Below are 19915 nucleotides of genomic sequence, written 5' to 3' on the forward strand. Positions count from 1 at the left end.
TCCTCTCCTTTTATTTAAAATGCTTCGGCTGATTTTTTTACTGTGCTGTAGATGTAGAGGAAGCTGGTGTGGTCGCTACCTCTTTCGATTTGATATCCTTGATGGTTTGCCGGCTATCAAAATGGATTTGAACCGTTTGAGAATCCGATAATCGATAGGTAAAGGAAGGCGCTTCCCCGTAACCTAAAAGCCCAGATACATATATTTCATCCGGAATCCCTACCGTATTGAGTAGGTCTAAATAAGGCATTCCGACCTTGATAGTGGCAAAATCGTCCTTCGTCAAGCTCCCATTCTTATTCGCAAATCGGTCACTTTTTAAGTGTTTCAAACTTAAAAGAGAGATCCTGTAAAAGGCACCTGTTTTTTCAAGAAGAACCTTCCCATCTGCATCCTTTGATTGGTAATCTAATGTCAGCAAAAAGGGACTGGAACTGCTATCACTATACGTTGCTTCCCCACTCCTCGCTTTACCTAATGCTGCAACGACATCTTGTGGGTCTACCGTCCCAAAAGAGGTCTTTTTTTCTTCCACTGCAAAATTAGGAATGAGAGACATGGCCTTTTCATAGGTTGGCTGAAATTGAAATTCATTAGCTGAGGCGATATAAGAACTATTTTCACTGGTCAGATATTCCGTTCTGATACCATCACGTGATAAACCATTGATCCCCTCACTCGAAGAAGATGAAGAAGAGCTTTTATTAACTTCGTTTTGAAGCACAAACACAAAAGCCATTAACAAGGCGAACCACCCAAAAAATCGCAAAAGCGAACCAATCCCCTCTTTTGAGGAAGAAGGGGAAGACGCCATCGTATCTGAATGGCTTCTAGTATCCTGATGATTGTCCATCCCTATTGAAGCAAGGTCAGCCTCTGAAATCAAGCGGCTCCCACCCTGGTGAGAGGAAGCTGCCTTGATGTCTGTCCGTTGATCGTCCAATGATGTCTCCTTTCTTATACCAACACCAATTTCTTGGCTTTTTTCTTGAATTCCATCACCACTTCTGGCTGTCCTGGTAGCTGGTAAGTCGCGCGATAGCCCATTCCGCCATCTGGCATTTCCCCCCAGACCAATCGTTGGGGATTTCCTAGTTTCTTAATGAGCTGGGCGAATTCTGTACCTTTTTTCTCTTTTTCAGTAGTGATTTCTTTCTCACTGTTTGTCTTCTCTTTTACATCCAACAAATTCGTCGCATCCACCATCGTCAAGCGATACCCCTGGTCTCTTTCCTGTTCAAACCACAAGGTCACACTTTTCTTGCCCTGATCGGTTTGCTTAGCCGCATAGGTTAAGACGAGAACCGTTTTATCCCCTTGGGCTGTCTTAGTGTAGCGAACTTTTTGAGCTTTTCCCCATTCCGTCACAACTGTTTCCAAGCGGGTTCCTGGTTGCTGACTCTGCTTGAGACGAACTTTCAAATTCGCCACAGCTTCGATGGTCCATTTAAACTGTTTGATTTCTTGTTCCTTGCTGACCAAATTCTTGTGATCCTTTGGCTGGAAATGAGTCAGTGTTTGGTCCTCCTTGGTATCGGTTCCTTGCTCTTGCACCTGGATGCTTGCAATCGCAAGTAAGAGCCCTAAAACAAAACACAAAAACGGCAACAAGAGTTCTTTTCGATTCTTTTTCATCCACTCGATCATCTGCTTCACCCCTTCTTCGTCAAACGATACTGACCAGTCTGGTCGCGTTCAAAGGTCAAAGAGACCAGTCCATCTGTCACCTGATAAGACAGGGCTAGGACTTGCTTGTCCTTTTCAGAGGTCAAACTAAGAGAATTGGGAAGACCTGATTTTTTCAAGACATCTTCTACTGCTATCCCCTTTTCCTTTTTTCCATCTAGCGTCTGATAGCCTGTAAAATCTGCCAGTTTTAAGTTCTTTTTGCTCTGATAGTGAGCCGACTTGGGCGCAAATCCTTGAATCGAGCTCAAATAAAAGGTATCATCCTGCCTTTGAAATTCTATGGTATAAGGATGAATCCCCTGCACAGGAATCCCATAGCCTAGCTGGACTTGCGCTCCAAAACTCGTATCTTCTTGTGTAAAACTCGCTGCTTTTCCAAATTTTTTGATGAAGGCAGACAAAGTCACCCAATTTTTTTGTGTCTTTCCTTCTCCCTTTGCAAGCTCTAATGACAACAAGTCTTCTAGAGCCGGCTCTTTGGAAGAAGGAGCGACAAATTGTTGGCTAGCTTCTTGCATTCGAGATAGGCTCAGCAAACGGTCTTTTGGCAAGGTTTTCACTGGATGAATCATAAACACCAAGCAAACACCAACCATAAAAGCCAGCAAAGCACTTGCAGCTTTTTGGAGGATCCGCTTATGATGTTCTATCCACTGTTTCATTTCTTCCATCCTTCATGCTCTTTCTATTCAAACTCCTTCTATTGTATAGAAAATTAGCGTATTTGTCTCGTCTTATCCCAAAAAAGAGGCGCTTGCCTCTTTCTTGTCTGATCCGTTTAGTAGCTGTCTTTACTGCTCAAGAGGAAATCTCCATTTTCTTGGCGAATAAAGGTCAAATCCACGTAGTCCCCATTTTTCTTTTGGAAGTCCATGACCAACTCTATCTCGTCTGAATCATCAGATAAACTCACCGTCAGATTGACTGCATCACCGTATTTTTCTAAAAGCTCTTTGTAAGAGGTCCCTCCAGCACCGGTTTCACTATCTCCAACCTTGAACCCATCTGCAAAGTTATCCTCAACCGTAAGATTTTTCCCAAATTGATTAAATTCAAATTTGACAAGCTGGAATTCTTTCCCTTTCTTAGAGTAAGTCGCTTTGACCTCTTTATTATAAGAGTTATCATCCCAAAATAATTTCAATTCTCCACTTTCAAATTGAACGGAGCTAGCTTTCCCATAAGCTTCAATCATTTCCTCAGGAGTCTCCCCAGCATCACTTCCTGTTAAAAACTGAAGTTGCTCGATATCAGACTGTTTCCAGCTAAAATCAACTTCCGCGTCTTCTGCGGTCAATTGATCCAAATCGATATTGGAAGACGAACCAGACTGGTTACCTGACCAAGAAGTCTGCTTTCTAGATGATGACGTGCTAGGGCTAGCATGACCAATCAAATAGCCACTGACTCCACCGATAAGAAGCCCAACTAAAATCCCAAGGGCAAAACGAATCGCCTTCTTGTCTGCAGTATCCATCGGTCTTCCAACAGGAGAAAGAGGAGCTTGTGGAATAGGTGTCTCAGGAACAGGCACTGTTTGCGGACCAACTGGCTCAGCTGCCATGTTTTGAGGAGCTTGAGGCGCAGGTTGGAATGGAGGAGTCGGTTGGGGAGTAGCAACTACATCCGGATGTTCTCCAACAGTTGCTTCATCCACCTTTGGAGGCTCCACTGTTTCTGAAACAGCTGGCTCGTCTGCTTCTTCTTTCATTGCTTTCATCTCCGTCACTGAAAGGCCACTAACTTCTGGAACAACCAAGTCTTCGGCTTCTTCTTTTGGGACAAAGGCTGGCGCAGCCACATCAAAATGCGGTGTCCCATCTAAGGGAGTATCTTTCATAAATTGTTCTTGATCTTTCTCGGACATTTCGAATTCTCCTTTTTATTCTTCTCTTCTACTATAACATAAAACCTATCAAGGACCAACTCCTGTCTTGATGGACTAAAAAAGATCGGAGGGATATCCGACCTTTTAGATGCTTATCTTAAAATTTCTTGCGAAGGGAGACAATAGCAATCAGTTAACCATATGATTGAGAAACATAACTAGATCGTGTTTTTATAATTGATTCCAGGGGACAAAAATATGAGTTTGTTTAGCAAGTAAAAAAACGACCTCTTGCGAGATCGTTTTGTCTATTGATTAAAGACGAGCGTTGAGTTCTGCTCCAAGTTCTTCAAATCCTGGTTTACCAAGAAGGGCAAACATATTTTTCTTGTAGGCTTCAACACCTGGTTGGTCAAATGGGTTGATCGCGTTCAAGTAACCTGAAAGGGCGATGGCCAACTCGAAGAAGTAGATGGCATAACCAAGAGTGAAGGCATCTTGCTCAGGAAGAGTTACGTACATGTTTGGCACGTCACCGTCTGTGTGGGCAAGAAGAACACCGTCAGTTGCTTTTTTGTTTACAAAGTCAACGTCTTTCCCTTGAAGGTAACCAAGTCCATCAAGGTCTTCTTCCAATGTAGGGATGATCACGTTCTTACGTGGTTTGTCCACACGGACAACTGTTTCAAACATGATACGAGTTCCTTCTTGGATAAATTGACCCAATGAGTGCAAGTCTGTTGAGAAGTTTGCTGAAGTTGGGTAAATACCTTTTTGGTCTTTTCCTTCTGTTCAGGCACACCTTATGGATGCATCTGCTGGAAATTCCCTTGCACTGGCTGGCTAGTTTGATTGACTTCAAGCTCTTTGCGCTTGACCTTGACCGTCTTTTTCTGGCATGCTTTTATCCTTATAAATTTTGTTGATTTGTCATATTGCGAAAACATTGAAAAACAATGACAAATTTTACAATATTAAAACATAAATTATTTTCCCTATCAAAAAGGGAGTGGGAAAGAACTTCAAACAAGTTAAAAAGTTCATCTTCCCACCCCCGCACAGTTGATCAGGCAATCTTTGGGGCTTAAAAAGCGAAGGAAGATGCCAATCAACCACCGCGTCATCTATTTTTTCTAATTTAGACCCAGAAGCCTGGACTTTTTGTCCAAGCTCTGAATCAATTTTTTTGACTTTTATGTTTCTAAATTGCTTGATTTTAAATTTTGTTATGGTCAAGCAGTTTCGAAAATCTGAATGGTAGAGTCCTTTTCAATTACTACTGCTTGGTCTGCTGCAACATGGAGAGTGCCCGGCAGGCTGCCCTCTTTTGAACCATCAAAAGAAATCGTGATATGGCCCAGTCCAGTTAAATTTTTTTCTACTACATTTCCTACGGCAGTAATCGAATATTCCTGACTATCTACCACCAGCTTTCCACCTTCTAGTATTGCACCTAGAAGATTTTTGTTATCGATTTTAAAACAATACTCTGCTAAGTCTTCCGGAGCTTCTTCTCCAAACAAAATGAGCATATTGGCATCTTGAATCATATTCTGAGCTTCAGGCCCCACTTGAATTACTTTAGCTTCAAAAATTTTCTTCATCTAATTCCTATTCATCCTTTCTCAAATCTGTCATAAACTTATGCTTATAGATAAGTTTAACATAATAGTTGCTATGTTTACGTGCATCTATCAAAGGTTTACTGATAAAGGCCAATACTAGCTATCCAAGCTACTAGCACCCGCGGAACACCATTGAGAAAGCGTGAATAAAGCACAGAAGGGACACCAACCTCAACTGTTTCAGCCTTGGCTTCAGATAGACCGAGTGCTACAGGAATGAAATCACAACCGTTTTGAGTGTTGATAGCAAATATAGCTGGCAGAGCCATTTGGGGCGGAATATTCCCTTTGCCGATTTCAACTCCAATTAAGGTTCCAATAATCTGACTGATAACAGCTCCGGGGCCTAACAAAGGAGATAGGAATGGCAAGGAACAGATAAAGCCAATCAAAATGAGTCCCCAGATGTTCCCAGCTAGGGGAACCATTAATTTTGCCAGCCAATTTCCAACACCTGAACCTTGAATAACCCCAATCAGCAAGGAAACAAAGGCCATGAAAGGAATGATCGTGTTGAGCATTGTTTGGATGGCTTCACGAGCAGCCTGGTTGAAAGTCGCAACGACCTTCCCAGCGCCCATCCCAATTCTTGCTACAATACTTGTTTCAGCTTTTTGCTCTGTAATTTTTTTACTAGTATCGTAAGTTGGCTTTTCTGTTACCACAGTTGTCGCTTTTTCGTCTTCATTAGCAGCAGAAATTTGATTAAGGCCAACTGCTGACACATAGATTTCCTCGGTTATATATTGAGCTAGAGGCCCACTTTTCCCTGTAGCTACAATATTTATTGTAGGGATCCCCTTTTTAGGATAAATACCACAGCGAAGAGTACCGCCACAATCCACGATTGCTAAAGCAATTTCCTCATCTGGGATAGAAGTTTTAAACCCATTAACAGCTTCCATACCGGTCAAATCAGCAATTTTATCCACAATATCTGGCTTTTCTCCTCCGCCAGTGATATAGATGAATTTATGCTTAGCTTCACTAGGTGTAATGACCAAAGGTCCTCCGAAACCGCCATTTCCTTTAACAACTTTTATACTCTTATATGACATAATTTCACTCTTTCTATAAATCAAATGTTTTACTCAAGGTAACACCTTGCTGTTTTGCTACATAAGCAGTTGTAAAATCGGTCACCCAACCGCCTACAAAGTTCATGACAAGCCCAACAAGCATGTAACGAATGGCTAAGTCCATTTGACTTAAACCTAAAGTTTGAATTCCTGTTGCAATTCCCATCCATACAAACAATTCCCCAGGATTGATATGCGGAAATACACCATTTGAAGTATGGCAGAACTGCATCTGAGCTGCTACAAAACTAGGTTTATAATATTCTGGTAAGAAACGTCCCATACTGATTGCCATCGGATTCCCCAGCATAAAGGCTGAAATGAAAGGTAAAATCATATACCGGCTAACAGGATTTTTGGCAGAAATCTTAGCCAGGGAATTGACCTTCTCTTCTCCCAAGAAAGCGATAAGGGTATTCATTGCAATCAATAGCATTAAGACAAGCGGTACAATATTTGTCATCCAGCTAATAAAGGTTTCTCCACCTAATTGGAAGAGTTTCATAAAACTCTCTGCAAAATTTGTAATGTGATTCATAAGGAACTCCCTTTCTTATTTTTTTTAAATAACTGTTTAATAGATAATTGTAAGTAATTCGCATAAAAGCCGAATCCCAGAAAAGAATCAGATGAACTTGTCTCTTTCTCAATACCTGCCTCATGCCAAAGATAGACTTTTCTAGCATCTTCTATGGCTGATTGCATCAACTTATTTTCTTTTCTCACAAGAGGATTATACTTGTCAAAATAATGGATGTCTTCTCCAACATAATCGTCCATATTTTGAAAACGTGCTAAGATTGTGACTCCTTGCATTTTGCTAGCTTTAAGAACCCGACCGTTTTCATCAACCGCGAACATGACAATCGTACCGGATTTGATTCTTCCGGACTTCCTGCCAATCGCTACGCGCCCCAGTCTTCGGAGCATCGTATAGGTCTTATTGAAGTCTTTGAGTTGCTGCCAGCCGAGGAACATTTGAAATATATAAGCTGCCATGACAAATACAGCGAAAATTATTAGCGAATTCATTAAAATACTCCTTTGCTCTTAGAAAATGATAGAAACTCTGTCTCTGTTTCTACAGCCCTCAAAGCTTCTTTTAGAGAAGGCTCTCCTGCAATTCGAAAAATGTCGTCATACAATTCCAGCAATTCACTCTCCATTTTGCTTTCAATTTCTGAGGGAATGGCGACTAGAAAGATAAATTCAATCCAATCATCTCCTTTTTGATAAGGCTCTTCTAGCTTTCCAAACATTAAAATAGTCTTTGCATAACCCTGGTTAATTGTATGGGGGAAGGCAATTCCTCCACCAAAAATGGTTGATTGTTTTTTCTCCCTATCAATTATCCGATTTCTAAAACCTTCATCAATCATCTGAAGTTTCTCTAACTCTGCAACCATATTTAGCAAGTATTGCTGATAGGTTTTTTGGGGACTCAACCGAAGAAAACGTAAGCTGACTGTTTCTAGATTTTTTTGATGAAAAGCATTGGCCCTCTGCCATTCTTCCCGCAGCCATTGATCATCAAAAAGATGATTAACTTGAATGACTGGAGATTTAGAATCTTTATATTTTAGAGGAACTGTCGTAAAAATCGCGAAATAGTCCTGATTCAAATCCAGATTAAAATCCTCTTCAGAATACTGAGTAATGTCTACATCATTTCCAAGGATTCGTCTGAGTTGCTGAATAATCATCGCAGCAGTTCCTCTTCCTGTTGTGCAAACTACTGCTATCTGCTTGCGAGAACCATTTACAACAGAGTTTTGCTTTCTTAAAATCATTTCAAAATACAAAGCCAGATATCCGATTTCAGATAATTCCAATTCAGAACCAAAAATTGCAGACAGTTCTTCTCCAGCAATTTTCGCCATTTCAAAAGCAAAAGGATATTGAGTTTGAACCTCGCCATGGAATATATCATTAGCTTGCACATGGAAAATCAGTCGATTGATTAAGGGGCCTAGATGAGACTTGATTTCTTCAAATAATTCTTCATCATCAAAGTTAACCAACATTGTTTCTTTGACTTTCTTGACAATCCCTTGAAAAATGTTTGCAAGCTGTTCAGATTGATAAGACGGCTTGCTTAAAGTGTCAATAAAACGGATATTAAACGGAAAACACAAAAAGTCTATTTCAAACTGACTGAGGGAAATCTTATAAGTCATCTCAATATGATAGATTAATTTTTCAACCAAAGGTGTCTCTGTTAAATCATTCCTATAGTAAGGAATAGGGCAACTCAACACCCTAGATGCATAAATACGCTCCACCATAATTGAAATTGTCTTTCGAAGGAGTTCCTTTGTTTCTTTCGGGATTTTATACTCCTGGAGTAGCGTCTCCAGAAAAGAAGATGTTGCCTCGGTGAGTGTCTTTCCTTCAAAGTAAGGGGCCACTTGGTGAATATAGAGCAAGCGCAAATTCAGCTCGGACCCCAAGACCTCCAGCCCACGGTTGGGCTTTCCTGAAATAGTGATAGAGTAACTCTCTGCCAAAGATTTTACTTGTTTTAAATCCTTATTAAGGGTACTTCTACTAACACCTGCCTCCTCAGCCAAGTCGTCAATAAGAAGAGGGGAGGTTGACTTAATTAAACGTTTTAGTAAATAGGCAATTCTTTTACTGGAAGAATTGAAGTCACTCTCCCGTTTTAAACTACCAGATAAAATCCTTTCCAACTCAGTATAGTCATACACCTCTAACATTAACTTATCATCTTGTGAGATAATCTGGATACTCGGAGCCAAAACATCATTTAATTGTTGGATACTCTTTTGCAAGGTTTGCATACTAATATCCAGCTCTGAGCGCATATCTACTAAGGAATAAGTTGGCTGTGAGACCATTTTTTCTAAAATGTTATACCATCGATTTACTATGGTCAACTCTCTTCCTCACCTTCATTTTTTTAACCGCGAGTTTTCCCTCCGGCAATATTTGTAGTGACTCCAGTTATATAGCTAGAACGGTCTGAAATATAGAATGCTACAAGGTCAGCTACTTCCCGTAGTTTACCACTTCGTCCCAAAGGAGTTGTTGAAGTTGAAGCATAACCAGCTCGAATATCTTCTACCGTCTTTCCACGGGTATAAGCAAGAGCTTCCTCATAAGAAAGAGTTCGAAGTCCCGTAGCTTCCATAATTCCTGGAGCAATTCCAACCACACGTACACCATGCTTACCCAGCTCTTTTGCCCATGAACGAGTGTAACTATAGACTGCTGCTTTTGTGGCAGCATAGGCACTTTGTCCTTCAGAACCTTCCAAGCCTGCTTCTGAAGCCATGTTCACAATTACACCTTTTCCATTTTTCACTAAAATACGTCCCACTGCCTGACTAACCAGATACAAACCTTTTTGATTAATCATCGTTACTTTTTCGAACGTCTCATCGTCCAATTCGTAAGGACCTTTAGGATTTTCTGCATCGATTAATAATCTAGGGATATTAATCCCTGCATTATTGACCACTGCATCAATATTGCCAAATCTTTCAACTATTTTGGCAACACCCTCTTCTACTTCAGAGCGAGAAGTTACATCAACTTTCACAAATAATAGATTTGGATGACGCAAATCGTTGTCGCTAAGATCGAAATTCGCTACATTGACACCTAATTCCAGCAATTCTTCAACGATTGCCTTACCGATCCCAGATGACGCGCCAGTCACAAGAACTGTTTTGCCTTTTATGTTTAACCAATCATTCATTTTGATACCTCTCAAATTTTATTTACAAGGCAATTATACAGCGCTTTCATAAAAGAATTAAGACACTCTTTTTTATACTGTTCAAAAAAATAATAAACTAATTATGAGGCTTGTAGTAAAAAATCCACAAGAAATGAACTTGTGGATCTCTTTTTATACTCTAAATGAACTCAAGGCATATAAGAATCAAAGGCGTGCATTCAACTCAGCACCCAGCTCTTCAAAGCCTGGTTTTCCAAGAAGGGCAAACATGTTTTTCTTATAAGCCTCAACTCCAGGCTGGTCAAATGGATTGATACCATTCAGGTAGCCAGAAAGAGCAATAGCCAACTCAAAGAAGTAAATAGTGTAGCCCAAAGTGAACTCATCTTGCTCAGGCAGTGTCACAAACATATTTGGAACTCCACCATCAGTGTGTGCTAACAGCACTCCATCTGTAGCTTTTTTATTGACAAAGTCAACATCTTTTCCTTGCAAGTAGCCAAGACCGTCCAAGTCTTCTGCCAATTCAGGAATCAGCACATTTTTGCGAGGTTTATCTACACGTACAACTGTTTCAAAGAGGATACGGGTACCTTCCTGGATAAATTGTCCCAGAGAGTGCAAGTCTGTTGAGAAGTTGGCTGAAGTTGGGTAAATCCCTTTTTGGTCTTTCCCTTCTGACTCACCAGCCAGTTGCTTCCACCACTCAGAGAAGTATTGCAGAGATGGTTCATAGTTAGCTAGAACTTCTGTCAGATAACCTTTACGGTACAAGATATTGCGTACAACTGCATATTGATATGCTTCATTTTCAGCCAACTTATCAGAAGCATAAGCCTTGCGAGCAGCATTTGCTCCTTCCATTAACTTGCTGATATCAGCCCCTGCAGCTGCGATTGGCAAGAGTCCCACTGCTGTCAATACTGTAAAACGACCACCTACACTATCAGGCACTACAAAAGTATCCCAGCCATTAGCATCTGCTTCAACCTTAACTGCACCTTTAGCGCGGTCTGTAGTTGCATAAATCCGTTTATTTGCTTCTTCCTGACCATACTTCTTAACCAAGAGTTCTTTGAAGACACGGAAAGCAATAGCAGGCTCTGTAGTCGTTCCTGACTTAGAAATAACGTTGACAGAGAAATCTTTGTCTGATACATAGTCTACCAAATCAGCCAAATAGCTTGAAGAAATAGAATTTCCAGCATAGAGGATTTGAGGTGCCTTGCGTTCTTCCTTGCTTTGTAGATTTACAAAAGAATTATTCAAGAAATCAATAGCTGCACGAGCTCCTAAATAGGAACCACCAATACCGATTACGATCAATACCTCACTATCAGATTGGATTTTAGCAGCAGCCTTTTGAATACGAGCAAATTCATCTTTGTCATATTCTTCAGGCAAGTTCAACCAACCAGTCATTTCTGCCCCAGGACCTGTACCATTTCGCAGAGCAGAATCTGCAGCAGTCACTTGAGGCTGCATATAATCTAGTTCATGTGGTGCTACAAATTTATCTAACACCTTTGAGTAGTCAAATTTAATATGTGACATGTTTATCCTCCAATTGTTCTTTTCTTTTATGATAACGCTTTAAGAAAAAATAAGCAAGTGCTTTCACTATTTTAAAACGTTTACATTTTATATTCTATACTATTTTTCTAAATAAGCTAACCTTAGGACATAACCGAGAGCACTCGTTTGCGTAAGTCAACAAATTTTAGGCCTATTGAGAAGAACAATTTTGATTGACAAGAAAACAAATACGCTTCTTAAGATTGGATGTCAGCTGAATTCATTTCAGGTCCGTTCAAACTAGATTCGCTGCTCCAATATTCATCTGCACCTTTTAGGCTTGATTCATTATACTTCGGAACCTAGTTCTCACTTTGTTCGAACTGCGTCAATGCACCTAAGTTCATCCGCGTCCGTTGGACTTGATTCACTAAGGGCTATCATAGGTTTACAGCTTTTTCCCTAACGGGAAAAACTGCATCCATTGCTCTAGGATTCGTCTGCGTCCCTTGGACTTGACGCATCAAGAGCAATAGAAAAGAGCACACAGTTCACTTCGCTTAGGGCTGCTGGATTCCTCCCCTGACCCGCTTCACGCAGAACTGTTGCTCCGATAGGTATTATATCATAATTTGTTCGATTTGCAAAGGTCCGGTTTTTATTCTTGTGTTTCGGCCTTGGCTGCGAGTTTGGCTTGTTTTTTTCGTTCTCGACCTTGGCGGAAGAAGGTCTGCATGATGGCTGCACATTCTGCTTCCAAGATTCCTGTTTCTACTTCGACTCGGTGATTGAGGCGTTCATCTGCCAAAATGTCGTAGAGACTACCTGCTCCACCGAACTTCTGATTGGTCGCCCCGTAAATCACCTGGGGAATCCGAGCTAGACCAATGGCACCACTACACATGACACAGGGCTCAATCGTGACAAAAAGCGTCGTATCCAGCAGGCGCCAGCTATTTTCACGCTGATTGGCCTCCTCGATCGCCATGATTTCCGCATGCATGACCGCCCGCTGCAGCTCCTCACGCGCATTATGTCCACGCCCGATAATCTGACCATCCTTGACCAAGACACAGCCAATCGGTATTTCATCATTGGCGAGGGCAATCTCCGCCTCCTTCAGGGCTTCCCTCATAAACATCGCTTTTTCCTCTATCGTGTAGTCCATCTCTTCCTTCTTCCTTTTAGTTTCTTTGTTCATTATACCATAGGCAGCTTACGACTCACAAAAAAAGCCGCCGATTGGGCGACTCTTATGGGAGATTATTATGAAAAAGTTTAGGAGGTTTAAACAAAGTTAGGAGGTCTTTGTTTATGCTTCTAGTATAGCTGGCCTATCTTAAATAAAGCTTAAGTTCTCTGAGTATTGATGATTTTGGAAATATCACCACTTAGAATCTCAAAAATATCTGACAAATTGCTGGCTTACTACTATCCGCTTTGTCGCAGAACCAACTATTGTGGCATCGCTCATCCTTTACGTAACTCAAGGATTTGGTCATAGCGCTCTTCTTCATCAATATGATGGGCTATTTCTAGTACCGTGATCGGCAAAGAAAAGATTAGGTCTCTAACCAGACGACTATTTTTTTCGTCCAAAGCTGATGTCACTTCGTCCGCTAATAAAATATCCTTCTCGCGTAAGAGAAAACGAGCCAACTCTAATCTGACACGCTGACCTCATGAAATGTTTTCACCATTATTATGAATTTCTACATTCAAAATATCCTGAAATTCATCTATTAAGCCAACTCGGTCCAATACCTCCAATAATTCATGGTCCTGAAAAGGCTGACCAAAAGTTAGATTATAGCGGATAGTATCGTTAAACAGGAAGGGATGCTGGCTAATTAAACCGATATTCCCTTGGAAATGACTCGTTATTTGATTTCCATCATACTGAACGAAAATGTCACCCTCATCACATACTTCTTCTCCTAAAATCAAGCGAAAAAGAGTCGTCTTTCCAGACCCGCTCGGTCCTTTGATTAAGACCTTCTGACCTACTGAAATCGTCGCCGTCAAATCAGAAAAAAGCTGACGTTCAGCAAAACTTTTTGAAATATGATTTAAGCGCAACGATTCGAGATTTTCAACAAATTGATCCTTTGTCTCTTCGAAATCAGGTTCTTCCTCGATAATCTTAAACAGGCGGTTCGCAGTCGGCAAGGCACCTTGGAGATTGGCTGCACTGTACATCAGAGTTTGGATCGGTTCTACCAGCATCCCCGCAGCAACATACATAGAGATGAGGCTTGTAATAGAAATAGAATTTCCCTGTAAACTCAAATAAAAGCCTAAAGCAAGAGGAACAACCTGACTAAAAAAGACCATAAATCCATTAAAGAAAAAAATAATATTATGTGTGAAACAAAATCTTTGGATGGCTTTTTGATATTCTCCGTTTAAATCATTCACGCGCTCTTCATTCAGCCTCATGGCCTGATTAATCCGTAAGGTTTGGCTGCCTTGCATACTATCCGAGACAAGCCCATGTAATTTCGTTCTAAGCTTGGACCAGCTGTCTCCCGAATCTTGTAAACGACGATTCATGATGAACTGAGGAATAGGTCTCATAATCGTAAAAATGACAAAAATAAGTCCTAAGAGAAAATTTTGTGAAACAATATAAATGGCTGTAACAAGGGCGACAAATCCCCAACTCACCATAACATTTATATTTTCCAAATAATTATCGCCCACATATTCCATATCTTGAGTTAGCAGACTAACTTTTTCATCATTGGAAAATTTAGGATTCAATATGACTTTCTTAAATAAAAGGGCACGGACACTTTTGTTGATTTCTCTTCGGAATATATTGTGCGAATAGTTTGAAAACAGCATCAGACTATAAATAACAAGATAGACAGACAAACCAAATAAAACAAAATTGAGAATTTTTCCATAAGAAAGGCCGTCTTGATCTAACTTCAAGGCCTTCGTTAAAATCAGAGGTTGCGCCAACACCAAACCACTATTCACAATACGCCCTAAAAAAATAGGAAAAAGATACTTCTTATCAATGTACTTATAAATATTTCTCATAATTATCATCCATCAAAATAGAGGGCTAGCACAACCCTCTTCTCTAATTTATTTAAAATCGTGATTATTTACAATCACAATTATAGTTAAATACTCTAGGTTTAGCATTCATTTTGTCATCGAATTTGTTATTCACTTTAACCTTCACCGAAAATTACAATCTCCATGTGTCAAAATTGTTAGTTCCAATAATTCAGCATCTGTATCGCTTATTTTAGATAGATACTTTTCGACCTCATACTCACCCTCACTTAAATATTTATTTTTATCAAGATAAGCATGAAACTCTTTCCTAATCACATCATTGCTGTCGACTACTCTATTCAATTCATTCGTAAGAAAAAATGAATGATTGGTTTTAGTATTAAAATACAACGTACCATCATCAGTACTATATTTTAATATATATCGTGACAAATTCATATTATCACCTCTTAATCTGTGTGACTTAACCTACAGTAAGTATACACCGATAGAAATATTAAATAAAGCAATATTCAGCAGATTAGAAAAGTTCCAACTTTTAATATTTTGGAAAAGGTTATCCTATAAAAGCTGCAATTTCGCCAACTTCTTGAGCAATATAGGTGGCGCCGGCTTCTTCCAATTCTTCCCTGCTTCCAAAGCCATAAAGGACACCGATAGAATCAAACTTTTGCGCTTGAGCGCCAAGCACATCGTGCTCCCTGTCTCCAATCATGATGGTATGCGCCAAATCTGTAATCCCATTTTGCTCCAAGGCATACTGGATAACATCGCTTTTTTTACTACGTTTTCTATCCATGGTCGCACCAGCGACAAAGTCAAAATAATCATACAAACCAAAGTGTTTGAGAATTTGAATGGAAAATTCTTCAGGCTTTGACGTAGCTACAATCAACTGTTTGCCAGCCTGCTTGAGAGAAGCCAGCAAGTCAGGAACGCCTAGATAGACCTCATTTTCATAAAGGCCTTTTTCGGAAAAATACTCATGATAGTAGTCAATGGCCTTTAAACATTCTTCCTTAGAAAATCCATAAAAGCGCTCAAAAGACTCCTGCAAGGGCGGACCGATGAAAACTCTCAATGCTTTCTTGTCTGGCACTTGAATCCCATATTTTCCTAAGGCATAGGCCACCGAGTTGGTAATCCCTAGTTCTGAATTGGTCAAGGTGCCGTCTAGGTCAAATAAAATCGTTTGATACATTTTTTCCTCTTTCTGCTTTCAAAAAGAGGCTGGGACAAAAGTCCTAGCCTCTCAATTGTCTTTGGATTGTCGAGCAAGACGCAGTGGTTGAGTGGGCTCTACTACGCTGATTTCATCAGCTTTTACAGCCCTACTCAACTGTGCGGAGGTGGGACGATGAAATCGAATTCTAACGAATGACCGATTTCTGTCCCACTCTCTTATCTTCATTTGCTTATAAACTAGACCACACACTTTCAAGGATATTGGTTTGGTCACGATCTGGTCCGACTGAGAAGGTTGAAATGCGCACACCAACTAATTCACCGACACGGCGGACATAGTTGCGGGCATTTTCTGGAAGCTCATCCAAGTGGCGGACACCTGTGATGTCTTCTGACCAGCCTGGTAATTCTTCATAGATTGGTTTGCAACGTTTGAGTTGCTCCAAGCTTGCTGGGTAGTGGTCGATGCGTTCCCCATCCAAGTCGTAGGCTACACAGATTTTCACTGTATCCAAGCCGGACAGAACGTCGATCGAGTTCAAGCTAAGGTTGGTAATTCCTGACACGCGGCGGCTATGGCGCATGACAACTGAGTCAAACCAACCAACACGACGAGGACGACCGGTTGTTGTCCCATACTCATGCCCCACTTCACGGATGCGCTCGCCCACTTCATCAAACAGCTCTGTTGGGAATGGTCCGTCACCGACACGGCTGGTATAGGCTTTACATACACCGACAACCTTGTCGATCTTGCTTGGGCCGACACCTGATCCGATGGTCACTCCACCTGCAACAGGGTTTGAAGAGGTTACAAATGGATAAGTTCCTTGGTCGATATCCAACATAACCCCTTGTGCTCCTTCAAAGAGCACGCGCTTGCCGTTATCCAAAGCATCGTTCAAGATAACAGAAGTATCGGTTACATATTGTTTGATTTGTTGACCATATTCATAGTATTCTTCGAAGATATCGTCAAATGAAAGAGGCTCTGCATCATAGAGTTTGGTAAATTGACGGTTCTTTTCTTCCAAGTTGATGCGAAGGCGTTCTGCGAAGACGTCGCGGTCCAAAAGGTCCGCAATCCGGATTCCCACACGCGCAGCCTTGTCCATGTAGGCTGGTCCAATCCCTTTAATCGTCGTTCCGATCTTGTTGTCTCCCTTAGACTCTTCTTGGAGACGGTCTAATTCGATATGGTAAGGGAGGATGACATGGGCGCGGTCTGAAATGCGCAAACTGTCTGTTGTCACACCTTCTTCATGAAGATAAGCCAACTCTTTGACCAATGATTTAGGATTGATCACCACGCCGTTTCCGATGACAGAAATCTTTTCAGGGAAGAAGATACCTGAAGGAATCAAGTGCAACTTGAACTTTTTGCCATCAATCACGATGGTGTGACCGGCATTGTCCCCACCTTGGTAGCGAGCAATGACTTCTGCATTGGCTGATAGGAAGTCTGTAATCTTCCCTTTTCCTTCATCTCCCCACTGGGTTCCTACAACAACTACTGATGTCATATCTTTGTCTGAGCTATATAGCTCGTCCTTTCTTGAAAAGCAGGCAGGAATCTCACCTGCGATTATGTTTTATACCTCATTATATGAAAAATTTGACAATTTTTCAAGGAGGGTTCATCATTTCATTTGTTTTTTCTCTTATGTAGACGAATTATATTTTTACAAAATATGTATTTTCTGAATTTTAGTACTTAATTTAAAATAAAAGTTCGGAATTTTTGTAAAATCGTAGCGGAAATTTGCTTTCTTTTTCCGTTTGTAATAGACTAAAATAACTACCATAGGACGGTGAAACGATGACGATTAATCAATTACTGCAGAAACTGGATACATCAAGCCCTATTCTCCAAGCGACCTTTGGTCTGGAGAGGGAAAATCTGCGAGTGACAACTGATGGACACTTAGCTCAAACTGCTCATCCGAGTCAGCTTGGTTCCCGCAATTTCCACCCGACCATCCAAACAGACTTCAGCGAACAACAACTGGAACTAATTACACCTATTGCTCACTCTACTAAGGAAGCGCGGCGCTTACTGGGAGCTATCAGCGATGTGGCAGGCCGCTCAATTGACCAGAGTGAATGCCTGTGGCCTCTGTCCATGCCACCGCAGCTGACTGAAGAAGATATTATCATCGCCCGTCTGGAAAACGAATACGAACGCCACTACCGAGAGGGTTTAGCGAAAAAATATGGCAAAAAACTACAGGCCATCTCTGGCATCCACTACAACATGGAGCTAGGGAAAGATCTGGTCGCTGCTCTCTTTCAAGTCAGCTCCTATCATTTACTCAAGGACTTTAAAAATGACCTCTATCTCAAACTGGCTCGAAACTTTCTGCGTTTCCGATGGCTCTTAACCTATCTCTACGGTGCTGCTCCTCTGGCAGAAGCCGGCTTCTACAGTCAGGAATACCCGCAGCCTATCCGCTCTTTTCGCAACAGCGACTATGGCTATGTCAATGACGAGAATATTCAGGTGTCCTACACTTCTTTGGAGCAATATGTAACCGATATTGAAAACTACGTTCAGTCTGGCGAGCTCAGTGCTGAAAAAGAATTTTACTCAGCCGTTCGCTTCCGTGGACAGAAGCACAATCGCGCCTATCTGGAGCAGGGTATCACCTATCTGGAATTCCGCTGCTTCGATCTCAATCCTTTTGACCATTTGGGCATTAGCCAAGAGACCTTAGATACTGTCCATCTCTTTTTACTGGGCCTGCTCTGGCTAGATGATGTAGAAAATGTTGATGCAGTATTAAAAGCTGCCCATGATTTGAACCAGAAAATTGCTTGTAGCCACCCGCTGACTGCCCTGCCAGATGAGGCAGACAGCTCAGCCCTTCTCCAAGCCATGGAAGAGCTCATCCAGCATTTTGAACTGCCAACTTACTATCAAACTTTGCTGGACCAGATGAGAGAGGCTCTCTTACATCCTCAGCTGACACTGTCAGGACAGCTCCTGCCCCATATCCAGCAAGATTCCTTAACAGCTTTTGGTCTAGAAAAAGCAGAAGAATACCACCGCTATGCCTGGACTGCTCCTTATGCCCTCAAAGGCTACGAAAATATGGAACTGTCCACCCAGATGCTACTCTTTGATGCTATTCAAAAGGGGCTAAATGTCGAAATTTTAGATGAAAAGGACCAATTTCTCAAGCTTTGGCATGGTAGTCATGTAGAATATGTCAAGAACGGCAATATGACCTCCAAGGATAACTATGTCATCCCTTTGGCCATGGCCAATAAAACAGTCACCAAAAAGATTTTGGCAGCAGCTGACTTTCCCGTTCCGGCTGGAGCAGAATTTTCTTCTCTAGAAGAGGGACTGGCCTACTACCCTTTGATTAAGAACCGAGAAATTGTTGTCAAACCCAAGTCAACTAACTTCGGACTGGGCATCTCTATCTTCCAAGAGCCAGCTAGCCTGGAAGCTTATCACAAGGCTCTGGAGATTGCTTTTTCAGAAGATGTCGCCGTCTTAGTGGAGGAATTTATCGCTGGAACGGAGTACCGCTTCTTTGTCTTAGACGGACAATGCCAAGCAGTCCTCTTGCGAGTGGCGGCCAATGTCGTCGGAGACGGTCAGCATACCGTGAGAGAATTGATTGCCATCAAAAATGACAATCCTCTGCGGGGCCGAGATCATCGTTCACCGCTTGAAATCATTGAACTGGGGGACATTGAACTGCTCATGCTGGACCAGCAAGGCTATGGACCAGATGATATCCTGCCTGCTGGAGTCAAGGTTGACTTGCGGCGCAATTCCAACATTTCTACTGGCGGAGACTCGATTGATGTCACAGACAGCATGCACCCATCTTATAAGGAACTCGCTGCGGACATGGCAAAGGCTATGGGAGCCTGGGCCTGTGGCGTTGATCTCATCATCCCTGACAGCTCTGCTATTTCCACAAAGGAAAATCCCAACTGTACCTGCATCGAGCTCAACTTCAATCCTTCTATGTATATGCACACCTATTGTGCTGAGGGGCCGGGACAAAGCATTACTCCGAAAATACTAGCTAAACTTTTCCCAGAAATGGACCTATAAAGTAAGAAAACGCAGAAGATGTCTCTGCGTTTTTGTTTTGTAACCGAGGTAGAGTTTTAGATGATAACCTAAAAAGATTAAGCATGGTCCTCCTACAAGTTTAAAATAGCAAGTCATTTGCTGTAAAATCATCCTCTAACAAGCAAATTTCAAACCTCTCCTGCATATAGCAGAGGAAATCTT

16 protein-coding genes, 1 other RNA gene and 2 pseudogenes are annotated in these 19915 nt (G+C 41.4%); 1 reads left to right on the forward strand and 18 read right to left on the reverse strand.

Annotated elements, in window-relative coordinates; all coding sequences use genetic code 11:
* Positions 1 to 37: 37 nt before the first annotated feature.
* The 18 genes and pseudogenes from RIN70_RS09515 to RIN70_RS09600 all read right to left on the reverse strand — a co-directional run bounded on the left by RIN70_RS09515 (position 38) and on the right by RIN70_RS09600 (position 17180).
* Positions 38 to 943, reverse strand: coding sequence for a hypothetical protein (locus RIN70_RS09515; protein ID WP_150906654.1), 906 nt, complete (start codon positions 941 to 943; stop codon positions 38 to 40).
* Positions 944 to 957: 14 nt separating this feature from the next.
* Positions 958 to 1647, reverse strand: a complete 690-nt coding sequence (locus RIN70_RS09520; protein ID WP_151191379.1) for a hypothetical protein — start codon at positions 1645 to 1647, stop codon at positions 958 to 960.
* Positions 1648 to 1652: 5 nt separating this feature from the next.
* The gene (locus RIN70_RS09525; RefSeq protein ID WP_155124566.1) at positions 1653 to 2360 is read right to left on the reverse strand and encodes a hypothetical protein; all 708 of its coding nucleotides are present in this window, start codon (positions 2358 to 2360) and stop codon (positions 1653 to 1655) included.
* Between the two features lie 107 nt (positions 2361 to 2467).
* Entirely contained in the window at positions 2468 to 3556 is a 1089-nt protein-coding gene (locus RIN70_RS09530) for a hypothetical protein (protein WP_155124565.1), read from the reverse strand.
* A gap of 276 nt (positions 3557 to 3832) precedes the next feature.
* Positions 3833 to 4309 (reverse strand): annotated as a pseudogene (gene pgi, locus RIN70_RS09535) (glucose-6-phosphate isomerase); the annotation flags it as partial.
* A gap of 440 nt (positions 4310 to 4749) precedes the next feature.
* Positions 4750 to 5121 carry a PTS glucitol/sorbitol transporter subunit IIA gene (locus tag RIN70_RS09540; protein WP_008808177.1) on the reverse strand — a complete coding sequence of 124 codons (372 nt, stop codon included), beginning with the start codon at positions 5119 to 5121 and terminating at the stop codon, positions 4750 to 4752.
* Positions 5122 to 5219: 98 nt separating this feature from the next.
* Complete coding sequence (gene srlE / locus RIN70_RS09545) at positions 5220 to 6200, reverse strand: PTS glucitol/sorbitol transporter subunit IIB (RefSeq protein WP_020992831.1); 981 nt, start codon at positions 6198 to 6200, stop codon at positions 5220 to 5222.
* Positions 6201 to 6213: 13 nt separating this feature from the next.
* Positions 6214 to 6759 carry a PTS glucitol/sorbitol transporter subunit IIC gene (srlA, locus tag RIN70_RS09550; RefSeq protein WP_001015684.1) on the reverse strand — a complete coding sequence of 182 codons (546 nt, stop codon included), beginning with the start codon at positions 6757 to 6759 and terminating at the stop codon, positions 6214 to 6216.
* Positions 6756 to 7253 carry a transcriptional regulator GutM gene (locus RIN70_RS09555; RefSeq protein ID WP_001086645.1) on the reverse strand — a complete coding sequence of 166 codons (498 nt, stop codon included), beginning with the start codon at positions 7251 to 7253 and terminating at the stop codon, positions 6756 to 6758. Before RIN70_RS09555 ends, srlA begins: the two co-directional genes overlap by 4 nt.
* Positions 7253 to 9079, reverse strand: a complete 1827-nt coding sequence (locus tag RIN70_RS09560; RefSeq protein ID WP_080981318.1) for a BglG family transcription antiterminator — start codon at positions 9077 to 9079, stop codon at positions 7253 to 7255. The genes RIN70_RS09555 and RIN70_RS09560 overlap by 1 nt, the downstream gene beginning before the upstream one ends.
* A gap of 62 nt (positions 9080 to 9141) precedes the next feature.
* Complete coding sequence (locus RIN70_RS09565; RefSeq protein ID WP_001000837.1) at positions 9142 to 9942, reverse strand: SDR family oxidoreductase; 801 nt, start codon at positions 9940 to 9942, stop codon at positions 9142 to 9144.
* 186 nt (positions 9943 to 10128) lie between these two features.
* Positions 10129 to 11478: a glucose-6-phosphate isomerase gene (locus RIN70_RS09570; protein WP_008808173.1), complete on the reverse strand. Its 1350-nt coding sequence runs from the start codon at positions 11476 to 11478 to the stop codon at positions 10129 to 10131.
* Between the two features lie 485 nt (positions 11479 to 11963).
* An RNA gene (gene ffs, locus RIN70_RS09575) (signal recognition particle sRNA small type) lies at positions 11964 to 12059 on the reverse strand.
* A gap of 38 nt (positions 12060 to 12097) precedes the next feature.
* The gene (gene tadA, locus RIN70_RS09580; RefSeq protein WP_003016809.1) at positions 12098 to 12607 is read right to left on the reverse strand and encodes a tRNA adenosine(34) deaminase TadA; all 510 of its coding nucleotides are present in this window, start codon (positions 12605 to 12607) and stop codon (positions 12098 to 12100) included.
* A 302-nt stretch (positions 12608 to 12909) separates the two neighbouring features.
* Positions 12910 to 14487: pseudogene (locus RIN70_RS09585) on the reverse strand (ATP-binding cassette domain-containing protein).
* 144 nt (positions 14488 to 14631) lie between these two features.
* The gene (locus tag RIN70_RS09590; RefSeq protein WP_003009004.1) at positions 14632 to 14910 is read right to left on the reverse strand and encodes a hypothetical protein; all 279 of its coding nucleotides are present in this window, start codon (positions 14908 to 14910) and stop codon (positions 14632 to 14634) included.
* A gap of 118 nt (positions 14911 to 15028) precedes the next feature.
* On the reverse strand, positions 15029 to 15673 hold the full coding sequence (locus RIN70_RS09595; protein WP_031575622.1) for an HAD family hydrolase: 645 nt from the start codon (positions 15671 to 15673) through the stop codon (positions 15029 to 15031).
* Between the two features lie 214 nt (positions 15674 to 15887).
* The gene (locus tag RIN70_RS09600; protein ID WP_272144342.1) at positions 15888 to 17180 is read right to left on the reverse strand and encodes an adenylosuccinate synthase; all 1293 of its coding nucleotides are present in this window, start codon (positions 17178 to 17180) and stop codon (positions 15888 to 15890) included.
* A 296-nt stretch (positions 17181 to 17476) separates the two neighbouring features.
* Here RIN70_RS09600 and gshAB point away from each other — a divergent pair, with 296 nt between their 5' ends.
* Positions 17477 to 19732 (forward strand): bifunctional glutamate--cysteine ligase GshA/glutathione synthetase GshB, encoded by a 2256-nt coding sequence (gshAB, locus tag RIN70_RS09605; RefSeq protein WP_023024633.1) that lies wholly within the window; start codon positions 17477 to 17479, stop codon positions 19730 to 19732.
* Positions 19733 to 19915: the final 183 nt, after the last annotated feature.

The organism is Streptococcus parasanguinis (assembly GCF_032163505.1).
Lineage (GTDB): Bacteria > Bacillota > Bacilli > Lactobacillales > Streptococcaceae > Streptococcus > Streptococcus parasanguinis_V.